Here is a 14,459-nt window from a genome sequence, read left to right on the forward strand (position 1 = left end):
TTAGCGCCTCCCCGGCTCTTCGGCGGACAGCCGCGCATAGACACTGTAGAGCACAAGCGTTGCAGCGAGCAGCACGACGCCGAGCGCGCCCGCCATGCCCCAGTTCGCCGAACCCGTTGCGTAGAAGGCGATGATCGAGCTGATCATCTGGTCTCCCGGACCGCCGATCAGCGCTGGCGTGATGTAGTAACCGATCGCCGAGATGAAGACGAGCAAGCTGCCGGAGGCGACGCCGCGAAGGCTGAGCGGCAGGAGCACGCGCAGGAAGGCACGCATCGGATGCGCCCCGAGCGAGGCCGCCGCCGGCATCAGGTTCTTCGGGATGGTGATGAGCACCGAGTAGATCGGCAGGACCATGAAGGGCAGCAGGACATGGGTCATGGCGATGATGACGCCGGTGCGGTTGAAGATCAGCGGCAATGGCCCATCGATGAGGCGCAGCCATTGCAGCAGATCGTTGATCAACCCCTTCTCCTGCAACAGGATGAACCAGGCAGCCGTGCGCACCAGAAGCGAGGTCCAGAGCGGCAGCAGCACGGCGCCCAGCATCAGGTCGCGTTTCCAGCCGGTGAGCGAGGCTGCGATCATCGCATAGGGAAAGCCGATGCAGGCGCAGGCGAAGGTAACAAGCGCGGCGATCCAGAAAGTCCGCACGAGAATGACGCGATTGACCGACTGGTCGGCGGGCAAGGCCACGATTGCGCCGTCCGCATTGCGGCCAAGGTCGATGGCGGCGAGCAGGTTGCGATCGGTCAGCGGCGAGAGCGCGTCGGCGATCGCCAGCCAGAACTCGGGCTTCTCCCAGCGCTTGTCGATGGAGGCCAGATCAGCGGGCGGGTTTTCGGTGTCTGCAAGGGCACTCGTCGTCTTCGACATCAGCGTGCGGAATCCGGAACGGGCGCTGTTGAGGCGGCGCACCATGTCACCGAGGGCCTGGTCGTCGTTGACGGCCTGCAGGTCCTCCATCAGCGCGGTCTGCATCTGCATGGTCGGAGCGGACTTGCGGTCCCAGTCCTGGAGGACCTCGGCGCTGCGCGGCAGAAGGCGCAGCACGGCCGTATCGGAGACCGACTCGGACATCATGCTGGACAGCGGCCAGACGAAAAAGCCGATAAGGAACAGCAAAAGCGGTGCCATGAGGAGAAGCGACCGGCCGGTCCGGGTTTTTCTTGCACTCATGGCGCAATGACCCGGCAATCGCTCGCCGAAAAGGCCGCATAGACCTTGGTCCCGGGCGGGAATTCCCGCGAACGCCGGCCGAGCTTGGCGATCAGCGAATGGGTAGCGTTCTGCAACTGCACGCGCAGGTGATCGCCCTGATAGACGGAATCGGTGACCTCCGTTTCCAGGCAATTGCGCGCATCGCCGCGGGTCTCGCTGAGATCGACCCGCTCCGGCCGGATCGACAGGTAGACCGGCTGGCCGGACGCGACCGTGCCGGAAAGGGCCGAAACGATGTGTGCGCCGGATGGCAGCCGCACGGTCGCTTCCTGCCCCTGGACGGCCTCGACGACGCCCTCGACCAGGTTGGTTTCGCCGATGAACTCGGCCACGAAGCGCGTCGCCGGCTCATCATAGACCTGCCGCGGCGTGCCGATCTGCTCGATCTTGCCCTTGTTGAAGACCGCGACCCGGTCCGACATGGTGAGAGCTTCCGACTGGTCGTGGGTGACGAATACGATCGTCAGGCCGAGCCGCCGATGCAGGTCGCGGATGTCCAGTTGCATCTGTTCGCGCAACTGCTTGTCGAGCGCGCCGAGCGGCTCGTCCATCAGCACGACGCGCGGCTCGAACACCAGTGCGCGGGCGAGCGCCACGCGTTGCTGCTGGCCGCCCGAGAGTTGCGATGGCCGGCGATCGCTGAGGGCCGAGAGCTGCACCATGTCCAGCGCCCGCGCCACGCGCTTGGCAATTTCGGCCTTGCCGATGCCGCGCATCTGCAGCGGAAAGGCGATGTTCTCGCCAACCGACATATGCGGAAACAGGGCGTAGCTCTGGAACACGACGCCCATGTCGCGCTTGTGGGTCGGCACGTCGTTGATCGCCGTTCCATCGAGAAGGATTCCACCCGAGGTCGGCTGCTCGAAGCCCGCGAGCATCATCAGAAGCGTCGTCTTGCCGGAGCCGGACGGCCCCAACAGGCTGACGAATTCGCCCTTTCCAATGCTCAGATCGAGGTTTTCGACCACGCAGAGCGGGCCATAAAATTTGGTGATGCGGTCAAACCGGATGAACTCGGCCACGGAATGCTCCATAGCTAGATGCGGAGGAGGCGCGCCACACAGCCAAAAGCCGGTGCAAAGGCGTCCAGACAGACAGAAGGGCGCCGCCCGGCGGCGCCCTTTCCATGGATACGTTACTGGGCCAACCAGGCGTTGAAACGCGCCGTCAGCGTTTCGGCGTTATCAATCCAGAAGTCCGTGTTGAGCGAGATCGATTCCGCCATGTTCGCCGGATCGGTCGGCAGATCCTTGGCAAGGTCCGCCGGGACCTGCGCGGCAGCGTCCTTGTTCGGCAGACCGTAGGCGACATATTCCGGCAGCTTGGCCTGGTGCTCCGGCAGGCTCGCAAAGGCGATGAAATCCTGCGCCGCGTCCTTGTTTTCCGCGTCCTTGAGCACGACCCAGCTATCGACGGCATAGATGCTGCCCGGCCAGACGACCTTGAAGTTCTTGCCTTCGGACCGGTTGATGCCGGTGATGCGGCCATTGTAGGCCGACGTCATGGCAACTTCGCCGGAAGCCAGGAACTGCAGCGGCTGCGCGCCGGATTCCCACCAGACGATGTTCGGCTTCAGCTCGTCCAGCTTCTTGAAGGCGCGCTCCACACCCTCATCGGTGCCAAGGACGTCGTAGATCTCATCCTTCGACACACCATCGGCCAGCAGCGCGAACTCGAGCGTGTACTTCGGGCCCTTGCGCAATGAACGCTTGCCGGGGAACTTCTCCACGTTCCAGAAGTCCGCCCACGAAGCCGGGCCTTCCTTCAGCTTGTCGCCGTCATAGGCAATTGCCGTCGACCAGACGATGGCGCCGACGCCGCAATCGTTGACTGCAGACGGCAGGAACTTGTCCTTGCCGCCCATCTTGTCCCAGTCGATTTTCTCGTACAGGCCGTCGGCACAGCCGAGCGCCAGTTCTTCTGCTTCGACCTGCACCGCATCCCAGTTCGGAGCGCCGGCCTTGACCTTCGCCTGAATGACGCCGATGCCGCCGTCCCACGCTTCGTCGAGCACCGGCTTGCCGGTCTTAGCGGCGAACGGTTCGAAGTAGATCTTGCGCTGTGCATCCTGGTAGTTGCCGCCCCAAGAGACGACGGTCAGGTCGCGGGCAAAGACCGGCGCGACGAACCCGGCGGAAAGCACGACGGCGGCTGCCGCCAGAACACCCGATTTCATGATTGTTTTCATAGCATTCCCCTTTTCTTCGTAGTTAAGGAACCGACTTTGTTCGCCGACTCCGATGTCGATCTCATGCAGGTTGGTCGCAATCGGCGACTCTCCGGTCGTCGCTCTTTCCTCTGAGCGTTTGCCCGACCGAATGATGCATTCCTTACTGCCGGTCAACGGCAATTTGCCCGCACTTGCGGACTGTCAAGCGTGCTGCCCTCCGTTGATGTGGATTTCGGCACCGTTGATATAGGACGACTGCTCCGAGCAGAGGAAATAGATGGTTTCCGCCACTTCGCGCGGTTCGCCAAGCCTGCGCATCGGCACTTCCGCAGCCACGAGCGCGTCTGTTCCCGGCGACAGGATCGACGTTTCGATCTCCCCCGGCGCAATCGCGTTCGCCCGGATGCCCCGGCAGCCGAATTCATGCGCCATTTCCCGGGTCAGCGCCGCAAGCGCCGCCTTGGAGGCCGCATAGGCAACACCTGCGAACGGGTGGACGCGCGATCCGGCAATCGATGTGACGTTGACGATCGAGCCCTTTGCCGCTTCCAGTTCCGGCAGAAGCGCGCGGGCGATCAGCGCCGTCGAGACGAGATTGACGTTGAGCACCTGCGTCCACACGTCCGCGTCCGAATCGGCAACACCGAGGCGGCTCCGGCCGGGGCCCTTCGGCGAAATGCCGGCATTGTTGACGAGCGCATGCAGCCTTCCATTCGGCAAGCGTTCGCGCACGGTAGCGGCAAGGCGGTCGATCTGGGTCAGGTCGGCAAGGTCGGCCTGAATATGGCTCTCGCGGGCCGATGGCCAGGCGCATTCCTCCGAAAACGGCTGGCGCGATACGGTAAGGATGCGCCAGCCCTTCGACTGGAAGAGCTTGACCGTCGCATGACCGATGCCGCGGCTTGCTCCCGTCAGCAACATGTAGCGGCGTTCTTCGGTCATACCGATATTCTCCATTGATGCTTGATACATCGTAATCAGAGGGACCAGCGAAATGCAAGTGCCGATCTGAACGTTAGGCTAGGCCTGGCGCGCCTCCCGCTCCAGTCCGTGCTCGATCCTGTCGAGCAGCGGCTTGCCGCCGAGCAGGATATCGTCGACGATCGCCATGGAGGCGGCCGCCGAATCGTGCCGTTTCAGCGCATCAACGACGGGATAATGGTGATCGATCATCGCACGGCCGCCGGGAATATAGGCGTCCGAAATAAGCGGCCCCATTTGCAGCCAGAGCCGTCGCAGGATGACGGTAAGCACCGGAAGTTGAGCAATCTGCGGCAACATGAAGTGAAAGGCCTGGTTGAGCTCTGTACCTTTAAGCCGGTCGCCGACTTCGATCGCATGTTCGTTTTCCCGTAGAATCCGTTCCAGCACCTCGATATCGGCGCTGGTCGCGACCTGGGCTGCCGTCTCGGCGGCCAAGCCCTCGAGCTTGATCCGAATGGCGCGGATTTCACGATAGCGGCTCTCGCTCATGGCCGGGATGCGGATATCGCGCGGGGAGCGAAAGATGATCGCCTCGTCGTTTGCAAGCCGCAGGATGGCATCGCGGATCGGCGTGACGCTCGTGCCGAATTGCTCGGCGAGATCGCGGATCTTCAGTCGATCGCCCGGCTGGAACCGACCCTGCATCAGCGCATCGCATAGCGCACCGTAAACAGCGCTGTTCAGGTTTGCGTGATCCAGTGTCGCGAACTCAGGCATTGCAACTCACCCGGCAAAAATCGTAACAAGATACTTGATGCATCTTTTTTTACGTGTTTCAAGTGCAGTCTGACGCCGCGCGGCATTTTCTGCCGATGCGGCGTGCAGCGTATCGCAGCAATAGCGCCAGACCTGCCAATGGGCGAAGCTGTCCAACAGGCCAGGCGGGGTCAAACGATTTGCGGGAAACCGCGCAACGGAGCAAGCATGACGGAGCCATCGCCCGCAACCAAGAAGACGGATGCCATGTCGGCGTCATGGAGCGCAACGTCGCTCGCCGATGCCGAGGCTGCGGTTGCGAGCGTCTACGGTTCCCACGGGAAAGTGAAGCGGCTTTCGAGCGAGCGGGACGAAACCTTCCTGTTCACGCGTGACGACGGGACGGAATTCGTCCTGAAGATCGCAAACCCGGCCGAGGAGCCGGCCGCGCTCGAGTTTCAGGATGGCGCGCTCCTGCACCTGGCCGCAAACGCGCCCGCCGTGCCGGTGCCCCGGCTGGTGCCGACCGCGGCCGGCACGCCGAGCCACACGCTTTCCACCGCGGACGGCCCGCGCATCATGCGCCTGCTGACGTTCCTGCGCGGAGAACTGCAGTACCGCACCCCGTCTTCCGAAGCCCAAAGCCGCGATGTCGGCCGGGCCCTTGCCGCGCTCGGACTGGGCCTTGAGGACTACAGGGGGCGCCCGCCTGCCGGCAAGCTGATGTGGGATATCTCCCACACGCTCGACCTTGCCGCCGTCGTCGACCATGTCGCACCGGAGCGCCGGGCCCTGGTGGAGACAGTCCTGAGTGAGTTCGAACGCTCGCTTCCCGCCATCGCCGGGCTCAGGCGGCGCCAGATCATCCACAACGACTTCAACCCGCACAACATACTGGTCGACCCGGCGGCCCCGAGCGAGGTCGTCGGCATCATCGATTTCGGCGACATGGTGCATGCCCCGCTGATCAACGACGTTGCCGTGGCGCTCGCCTACCATCTGTCGACGGAGAATTGGGCGGCACGCACGGGCGCCTTCCTCGAGGGGTTCCTTTCGGTTCGGGCGTTGGAGCCCGCCGAGATCGAGCTGCTGCCGCTCCTCACGCGGTCGCGCCTGGCCATGTCCATCATCATTGGAGAGTGGCGCTCGGCGCGGTTCCCGGAAAACCGCGACTACATCATGCGCAACCACGCAACCGCCTGGCGGGGACTTCTCAACATATCGGATTTGACAACGGCGGGGCTGAAACGGCTCGCGCCCAACCTTCCAGAGGCCTGAATCATGTCGATGGTGAATGCTTTCTCGCGCGAAAACTTCGAACGGCTTGGCGAGGCCGAAAAAGCCTTGATCGCCCGTCGGGAAAAGGTACTTGGCCCCGCCTATCGGCTTTTCTATGAGAAGCCGCTGCATCTTGTGCGCGGCGAAGGCGTCTACCTTTACGACGCAGCGGGCGAAAAATACCTCGATGCCTACAACAACGTCGCCTCGGTCGGCCATTGCCACCCGCGCGTGGTGGAGGCGATCACGAAGCAGACGGCGGTTCTGAACACCCATACCCGCTACCTGCACGAAGGCATCATCGACTACGCCGAGACGCTAACGGCCACGTTTCCCGACGCCCTCAGCCAGGCCATGTTCACATGCACCGGCAGCGAGGCGAATGACCTTGCCGTGCGGATCGCCCGATACGTGACCGGCGGAACCGGCATCATTGCGACCGAACTCGCCTATCACGGGCTTACCAGCGCGGTGGCAGAATTTTCACCTTCGCTCGGCGAATCCGTAACGCTCGGGCCGCATGTGCGGACCGTCCCCGCCCCAGACAGCTACCGCTCCTCGGCCGACGTGGTGATGGAGAAGTTCGGCCGCGACGTCCGCGCGGCGATCGCCGACCTGAAGCGCCACGGCATCAAGCCGGCGATGCTGATCACCGACACGATCTTTTCGAGCGACGGCATCTTTGCCGGGCCGAAAGGCTTTCTGAAGTCCTCCGTGGACGCAATCCATGAGGCGGGCGGCCTCTTTGTCGCCGACGAGGTGCAGCCCGGATTCGGCCGCACCGGGGAGGCGATGTGGGGCTTCGAACGCCATGGCGTGGCGCCCGACATGGTGACGATCGGCAAGCCGATGGGGAATGGCTATCCGATGGCGGGCATCGTGCTCCGCCCGGAGGTGATCGCCGAGTTCGGCCCGCAGGCGCGCTATTTCAACACGTTCGGCGGCAACCCGGTGGCCGCAGCCGCCGGCAAGGCCGTGCTGGACACGGTCCGCATCGAGGGCCTGCAGCAAAACGCGCTGGAGGTCGGCCGCTACCTGATGGACGGACTGAAGAGCCTTTCGGGAACTTACCCGGTGATTGGCGACGTGCGCGGTTCCGGCCTCTTCATCGGCGTCGAGATTGTCGCCGATCCGGCCGAAAGGCGCCCGGATGCGGCCCTGACGACCCGGATCGTCAACGGCCTGCGCGAACGCCGTGTGCTGATCAGCGCCTCCGGCCCCAACGCCAACGTTCTGAAGATCCGCCCGCCGCTGGTGTTTTCCCGCGAAAACGCCGACCTGCTGGTGGAGGCGCTCGGCACCGTGCTGAAGACGCTCTAGGAAACAGGCGCCGCCATGGCGATCTGGGACGATGCGTGTCTCCCGGAAGCGACAGCCGCTTTCGGGAGACAAGGCAGGGCCGAGCCAAAGACCAGGCGCGGCCGGCAGAACTGAACGACCGCGCTCAGGCTACGGGGAGCATTTCCGCACTGTCCGGCAGCCCGATCTCCTTCTCGGCACGCTCGCGCAGAACCCGCCGGATGATTTTTCCAGAGGTCGTCAGAGGCAGGCTGTCGACGAATTCAACCTCGCGCGGATATTCGTGCATGGAGAGCCGCATCTTGACCCAGTTGCGGATGTCGGCGGCCAGATCCGCGCTCGCCGAATGGCCGGGGCGCAGCATGACATACGCTTTGACGATTTCCGTGCGCACCGCGTCCGGCTTGCCCACCACGGCCGCCAGCTGCACGGCCGGGTGGCCGGCCAGGCAGTCCTCGACCTCACTGGGGCCGATCCTGTAGCCGGCGGAGGTAATGACGTCGTCGTCGCGGCCGACAAAGGCAATGTACCCCTCGTCGTCCATGCGGCCCATGTCGCCGGTCGTCATCCAGTCGCCGACGAACTTCGCCTTGGTCGCAGCCTCGTTGTTCCAGTAGCCGAGAAACATCACCGGGTCCGGCCGGCGCACGGCGATCTGGCCGGTGGCGCCCGGCGGCAGTTCCCGCCCCTCCCCGTCGACGATCGCCACGACGTGGCCGGGCACCGCCCTGCCGATCGGACCGGGGCGCGAGACGCCGAGTTTGCCGATCGAACCGATGACGATGTTGCACTCGGTCTGGCCATAGAACTCGTTGACGGTGACGCCGAGCGTGCGGCGTACCCACTCCCATGTCTCCCGCCCGAGCGATTCCCCCGCCGTGCCGATCGTGCGCAGGTTGAGGCGATAGTGCTTTTGCGGCTCCTCGACACTCTTCATCAGGCGCAAGGCGGTCGGCGGGATGAAGGCGTTGCGCACGTTCATCTCCGCCATGATGCGATAGGCCATGTGCGGATCGAACTTCTGGCCCGGCGAGGAGACGACCGGCACCCCGAGCAAAAGGGCGGGCAGGAGGACATTGAGCAGTCCGCCGGCCCAGGCCCAGTCGGCCGGCGTCCATATCCGGTCGCCGGGCTGGGGCAGGAATTCATGATGCATCTGGAAACCGGGAACGTGTCCAAGCAGCACGCGATGCCCGTGCAGCGCTCCCTTCGGCGGGCCGGTCGTGCCAGATGTATAGATCATCAGCGCCGGATCGTCGGGGCCTGTCTCGGCCGCGACGAAGGGCCCCTCCGCACGCTCCTCGATCGTTGCGAACGGCACCGTCCCGGCCCGCTCGGCGTCGTCCGAAAGCACGACGAGAGCTAGATCCTCGAGCCGCTCGCGCACCATCTCCAGCCGTTCGAGGCCGAAGCCATTGGTCACGATCGCCTTCGCCGCCGCATCGCGCAGGCGATACTCCAGCGCTTCCTCGCCGAAGAGCAGCGCCAACGGCAGGGCGATCGCCCCAAGCTTGTAGATCGCAACGTGGGCGATCACCGTCTCGAACCCCTGCGGCAGCAGGATCGCCACACGATCCCCGGCCTGCACGCCGCGCGCCGCAAGTCCGCGCGCAAACCGCGACGAGCGGTCGGCCAGTTCTGCGTATGTGAGACTCCGGTGATGTCCATTCTCGCAGAAATGCTGGAGACAGACATGGTCCGGCTCACGGGTCGCCCACGCGTCGGAGACAGCGGTTCCGATATTGAACCGCGCCGGAATGTTCCAGCGGAAGTCGCGGTAGAGATCCTCGTAGGTCGTCCGTTCGGCAAGCATTGCAGTGCAGTCCCTTTCGCTGCAATGCACTACCATTTCCTGCCTGGGGGCGGCAACGGTCCCGGTCACGGTCCGGCTGAAAGCCGCGCCTCCACGGCCGAGACGCCGGCGACGGAGCGGGCAATGGCGATCGCCCGGTCAATTTCCGCAAGCGAGCCGAGACGACCGGTCAGAAACACCGTTCCGTTCTCGCATGTCACGGCAACGTCCGAGGCATCGATCGTGCCCGCGGCCGCAAGCGCGTCCGCAACCGCCGTTTCGAGCATTGCCGGGTCGGGACCGTCGAAATGCTCGGGCACCTCACCATGAAACGTACCTTCCTTGAAAACCATCGAACCCTCCCCGGCGGTTTTAAGCGATCAGATACAATCGTGATCTTTCCTGCCATTCCCTTCAGTCAAGACCCGGAGGGATCCAAATATGAAGCACGAGGCGGGAACGGCTGGCTTTGAGTGTCGCTGGCCGGGCGCTCTGGTCCTACATCCGTCCATCGGAGTATCCGGATGACCGTTTGCCCCCCGAAAATGCATCGAAGCCCGCCACCGGGGCGGGCCTCGACAGATTGTTCCTTCCGGCGTGGCACTGGGGCCACGCCGGAAAGTGCGGATCAGAGGATGAAGTCGCTGGCCGTGAGGTTGACGAGACCCGTCAGCTGGATCTCGAAGTCATGGCGGCCGTCGCCATCGAGGTCACCCTGGATCACGGTGCGATCGTTCGCAGTACCGGCCTTGTCTTCCAGGTGCCAGGCCAGTGCACCAGCCTTACGATCGAACAGGGCGTTTTCCTGAGCCTGGAAGTGGAACGTACCGTCGCCACGCGCAGAACCGTTGGCATCGATGCCAGACACGTCGATCTTGTCCTGGCCCTTCTGGAAATCGGTGATGACATCACGGTTCCAGTTGGTCCCGGCTTCCGCCGCCGTCTTGAAGGTAAAGACATCGGCGCCAGAGCCGCCCGTCAGCGTGTCCTGTCCGGTTCCACCACGGATGGTGTCATTGCCGGCACCACCGTTGATGGTGTCATTGCCTGCACCACCGTCGATGACGTTGCGGCCGCCGTTGCCCGTCAGCACGTCGTTGTAGCTCGAGCCCGTCAGGTTCTCGATGCTGACGAACTTGTCGCCCTGGGCGTGACCACCCGTCGCAACACCGGTGGCGAGATTGACGTTGACGGCCGAGGAGCCAGCGTAGGTCGCCGTGTCGGTGCCCTTGCCACCGTCAAGAACGTCGGCGCCGGCGCCACCCTTCAAGACGTCATTGCCGCCGAGGCCCTTGAAGGTGTCGTTGCCACCGTTGGACTGACCGGCGAGCGGCATGTTGTCATTGCCTTCGGTGCCGAGGTGGACCTTGCCCGTGCTGGGGACATCGGTGCCGGTGTCGGGCTGATCCGTGCCGGTGTCCGGCTGGTCCGGGTTGGTCGGCTCGGTCGGCGGAGTGGTCGGCTCGGTGGGCGGAGTCGTCGGCGGCGGCGTCACACCGCCCATATCCGGCATCGTGTCCAGATCAGTGTTGCCGGAGACGACGGGGTTGTCGTTATAGAACGAGAACTTGCCCCACTGGCCGGTGCCGATCTGGTTGTTGATGATCTTGATCGAGGCGTCGTCGACCGTGCCGCCACCCTTGCGGCCGTCGAGGTAGACGGTGTAGCCGCCGCCGACCAGGCGGTTGCCCTCGATGGTGATGTTCGACAGGCCGCCGAACTCGTTGTTCATCATCACCGCCGAGGTCTGGCCGTGGTCGTTGATGACGGTGTTGTGGATGATCTGGATGTCATGCGCACCGCGGGCGTCGGTGCCGCCGCCGTTGATCTCGATGCCGTCATAGTGGGCGTCGCTGCCGCCGCGCAGGCTGTGGATGAAGTTGTCGCGGATCACCGACGGGCCGACGACGTTGATGCCGTTGTCGACGTCATGCAGGTTGTTGCGCAGGAACGTGCCGTTGCCGTAGATGGCGTTGACGGTCTTGCCCTGGCCGTCGATCTCGCTGTCCTGCAGGGTGAAGCCGGTGGCGCCGTCCATGACGCGCAGTGCGTGCCAGGGCGTGTCGGAGACCAGCTTGACGTTCTTCATCGTCACGTTCTTGGCGTCGATGATGATGGTGCCGAAGACCTCCAGGTTGCTGATCACCGCGTTGTCCTGGGTGACCCGGTAGGTGCCGGTGAACTTGGTCAGGTTCGTGCCGGCCGGAATGCCGGTCGTCGTGGCATCCGGGAAGCCGGTGACCGTCGAGGCGGCGGCCGGCGCGGCTGACAGCCACACGATGGCAAACATACTCCGCAAGAGATCAGCGCACATCTTTCACTCCGTCGTGCAGACCCGCATCGGTCATTGCGCGGCCTCATTCCGCGCAACTCCGCCTTGCCGTGCCTCGCCTGCAGCGAGCGGGCCCGACCCCGGTAATCTAGTGTCGTCGGGCTCGATCATCTTCCCCTCGGGGACCGCTCGGTGGCAGACTTTGGGAGGAAGCATGGCCGTCCGTATGTGGGCTTGGCGATGGAGCCCTGGCTGCAACCGTGAGCGACTTACGCCAGATTGCCTACGCCAACATCCGAGATGCTGAATTATCGGGCGGTGAGGCCGATGCGAGGATGGGTGAGATTTCAGTATCCTGCAGGGGTCTCATGTGGAAAGTAGCGGTCGTCGGAACTGGCTTTATCGGCTCGACTATAGCCTTCGTCCTTGCATCCAAGGGATGCTGCGTGGACGCCATTGATATCAATGAGCGACGGATCGCAGCTTTCGAGCGCGGCGACTGTCCGATCAAGGAACCCGGCCTGGCCGAGCTGCTGCGCGAGCAGAAGGCGACCGGGCGTTTGCGTTTCAGCAGCGACTTTTCCCGCGTCGCCACCGCCGACGTCATCCTGGTGACCGTCGGAACACCGCTGGCCGAAGACTTTTCACCCGACATCAGCCACATCCGTTCGGCGACGGATGCCATCGCCCCCCATGTGCATGACGGGCAGTTGGTGATGGTCAAGAGCACCGTGCCGCCGGGCATAACCCGGACGGTCGTGGCCGAGCGGTTGAGGCGGTTCGCCGACGTTCACGTCGCGTTCAGTCCAGAACGGCTTGCCGAGGGCTCGGCAATCCGGGAACTGCAAAGCCTTCCCATCGTCGTCGGCGGTCTCGACCCCCAAAGCAGTGCCGTGGCCGAGGCTTTCTGGCAGCAGACGCTCGGCGTCGACGTCATCGTCGTCAGTTCGCCTGAAGCCGCCGAGATGGTCAAACTGGCCGACAATCTCTGGATCGACCTCAACATCGCTCTGGCGCACGATCTCGCCAAGCTCTGCGACGCGCTGCCCTACGATCTCGACGTGCTCGAGGTGATTGCCGGCGCCAACAGCCTGAAGAAGGGCCAGCATTACGTCAATATCCTGACGCCGTCGAACGGCGTGGGTGGCTATTGTCTGACCAAGGACCCGTGGTTCGTGCACAGCCTTGGCGCGCGCCACGGGGCCGACCTGTTGACGCCGAAAACCTCGCGCACCATCAACGCGGGCATGCCGGCCTATTGCGCCTTGCAGATTGCGCAGTGGGCACGCCGCCACGACCGCGTGCTGGCCAATCTGCAACTGGCCGTCCTCGGCCTCGCGTTCAAGACCAACTCCGGCGACGTCCGCCTGACACCGGTCAAACCGCTGCTGGATGCCTTGCGTTCCGAGGGCTTCGGAACCGTCCGGGTTCACGATCCGATGGTTCTCAAGGAAGATGCCGATGGCTGGGGCGTGGAGCTCAATCCTTCCATCGACGACACGCTGCGCAACGCCGACGGCGTGATTTTCCTCGTCGCGCACGATGAGTTCAGGTCCCTGTCGCCTGCGCACATTGCGAAGCTCGCCGCCCCGGGCGCACTCGTCTTTGATGGTCGCCGCTACTTCGATCGGTCCGAAATCGCCGAGCTTCAGAACCTTGGCCTTGCCTACAAGGGAGTTGGACGTTGAACAGCGTGATGGTAACCGGCGCCGCCGGCATGATAGGCAGCCACCTGATCGACCGCCTGCTGCGGGACGGTCACACCGTCCACGGCCTCGACATCGTCCCGCTCGATCAGGCGAACAACCTTCGCGAGGCGCGCGGCAGTCCCAATTTCCACTACACCCAGGGCGACATCCGCGACAAAGCGACGATCGAACGGTATTTCCGCCCCGAAGCGAGCACCCTCTATCACCTCGCCTCCGTCGTCGGCGTGCGACACTACATGGAGGACCCGCTCAGCCTGATCGATATCGCCATCATCGGCACCCGGAACTTCATCGGCCTGTGTGAAAAGCACAATGTCCGGATCCTCTTTACCAGCACCAGTGAGGTCTATGGCCGCAACCCCGCCGTTCCATGGAAGGAATCCGACGACCGCGTGCTCGGAGCGACCAGCGTCGATCGCTGGAGCTATTCGACGAGCAAGGCCCTGATCGAGCACATGCTGTTCGGCGTCTACCGCAAGAGCGGCATGCCGATGTCGATCGTCCGCTTCTTCAACGTCTACGGCCCGCGGCAAAATCCGATCTATGTCGTGTCGCAGTCCATCTATCGGGCGCTCCGCAACGAGGCGCCGGAACTCTATGACGGCGGCCGGCAGACCCGCTGCTTCACCTATGTTGGCGACGTGATCGACGGTGTCGTGCGCGCCGCCACGGACGCTCGGGCGGTCGGCGAAATCTTCAACCTGGGCAATCCAACCGAAGTGGCAATCGGCGACGTCGTCAGGCTATGCGTCGAACACAGCGCCACCGGGGTCACGCCCATCGCCGTCCGGAGCGAGCAGAAATACGGCGCCGTCTACGAGGACATCGAGCGCCGCGTCCCCGACGTCAGCAAGGCGCACGAGCGCCTCGGGTGGCGGGCGACGACCAGCGTCAGCGACGGCATCGCCCTGACGGTAAAATGGGCGCGCGACAACCCGTGGTACCTGTCTCCATAGGACCAGGGCAGCGGTCAGTCGCCAGATAGGCTCGCGTCGCCGCCCGGTCGAGCATCCGCACCACCATGCCCGTCCCGGTTTG

12 protein-coding genes are annotated in these 14,459 nt (G+C 64.0%); 4 read left to right on the top strand and 8 right to left on the bottom strand.

Translation table 11 applies throughout. The features are described 5' to 3' along the window. From JNC62_RS17115 to JNC62_RS17135, 5 genes are all read right to left on the bottom strand, one after another. Positions 1–1,179: an ABC transporter permease gene (locus JNC62_RS17115; RefSeq protein ID WP_374840219.1), complete on the bottom strand. Its 1,179-nt coding sequence runs from the start codon at positions 1,177–1,179 to the stop codon at positions 1–3. Further along, the gene (locus JNC62_RS17120; RefSeq protein ID WP_374840220.1) at positions 1,176–2,255 is read right to left on the bottom strand and encodes an ABC transporter ATP-binding protein; all 1,080 of its coding nucleotides are present in this window, start codon (positions 2,253–2,255) and stop codon (positions 1,176–1,178) included. The genes JNC62_RS17115 and JNC62_RS17120 overlap by 4 nt, the downstream gene beginning before the upstream one ends. A 101-nt stretch (positions 2,256–2,356) precedes the next feature. Continuing rightward, positions 2,357–3,397 (bottom strand): ABC transporter substrate-binding protein, encoded by a 1,041-nt coding sequence (locus JNC62_RS17125; protein ID WP_374840346.1) that lies wholly within the window; start codon positions 3,395–3,397, stop codon positions 2,357–2,359. A 195-nt stretch (positions 3,398–3,592) separates the two neighbouring features. Next, a complete protein-coding gene (locus tag JNC62_RS17130; protein WP_374840221.1) occupies positions 3,593–4,333 on the bottom strand; it encodes an SDR family NAD(P)-dependent oxidoreductase in 741 nt (246 codons plus the stop codon). Between the two features lie 78 nt (positions 4,334–4,411). Next, positions 4,412–5,092, bottom strand: coding sequence for a GntR family transcriptional regulator (locus tag JNC62_RS17135; RefSeq protein ID WP_374840222.1), 681 nt, complete (start codon positions 5,090–5,092; stop codon positions 4,412–4,414). A 207-nt stretch (positions 5,093–5,299) separates the two neighbouring features. Between JNC62_RS17135 and JNC62_RS17140 the strand changes: the two genes are divergently transcribed. Beyond that, a complete protein-coding gene (locus JNC62_RS17140) occupies positions 5,300–6,349 on the top strand; it encodes a phosphotransferase (RefSeq protein WP_374840223.1) in 1,050 nt (349 codons plus the stop codon). Between the two features lie 3 nt (positions 6,350–6,352). Then, positions 6,353–7,669 carry an aspartate aminotransferase family protein gene (locus JNC62_RS17145; RefSeq protein ID WP_374840224.1) on the top strand — a complete coding sequence of 439 codons (1,317 nt, stop codon included), beginning with the start codon at positions 6,353–6,355 and terminating at the stop codon, positions 7,667–7,669. A gap of 124 nt (positions 7,670–7,793) precedes the next feature. On the opposite strand, the gene JNC62_RS17150 is transcribed toward JNC62_RS17145, so the two are convergent. The 3 genes from JNC62_RS17150 to JNC62_RS17160 form a co-directional block, all read right to left on the bottom strand. Further along, on the bottom strand, positions 7,794–9,461 hold the full coding sequence (locus tag JNC62_RS17150; protein ID WP_374840225.1) for an AMP-binding protein: 1,668 nt from the start codon (positions 9,459–9,461) through the stop codon (positions 7,794–7,796). A gap of 65 nt (positions 9,462–9,526) precedes the next feature. Next, positions 9,527–9,793: a BON domain-containing protein gene (locus JNC62_RS17155; RefSeq protein WP_374840226.1), complete on the bottom strand. Its 267-nt coding sequence runs from the start codon at positions 9,791–9,793 to the stop codon at positions 9,527–9,529. A gap of 275 nt (positions 9,794–10,068) precedes the next feature. Continuing rightward, positions 10,069–11,754, bottom strand: a complete 1,686-nt coding sequence (locus JNC62_RS17160; protein WP_374840227.1) for a M10 family metallopeptidase C-terminal domain-containing protein — start codon at positions 11,752–11,754, stop codon at positions 10,069–10,071. A gap of 326 nt (positions 11,755–12,080) precedes the next feature. Between JNC62_RS17160 and JNC62_RS17165 the strand changes: the two genes are divergently transcribed. Both JNC62_RS17165 and JNC62_RS17170 read left to right on the top strand, forming a co-directional pair. Beyond that, the gene (locus JNC62_RS17165; RefSeq protein ID WP_374840228.1) at positions 12,081–13,400 is read left to right on the top strand and encodes a nucleotide sugar dehydrogenase; all 1,320 of its coding nucleotides are present in this window, start codon (positions 12,081–12,083) and stop codon (positions 13,398–13,400) included. Positions 13,401–13,405: 5 nt separating this feature from the next. Next, on the top strand, positions 13,406–14,377 hold the full coding sequence (locus JNC62_RS17170) for an NAD-dependent epimerase/dehydratase family protein (protein ID WP_374840347.1): 972 nt from the start codon (positions 13,406–13,408) through the stop codon (positions 14,375–14,377). Positions 14,378–14,459 lie beyond the last annotated feature (82 nt).

Source organism: Mycoplana ramosa (assembly GCF_041930185.1).
GTDB classification, from domain to species: Bacteria; Pseudomonadota; Alphaproteobacteria; order Rhizobiales; family Rhizobiaceae; genus Mycoplana; species Mycoplana ramosa.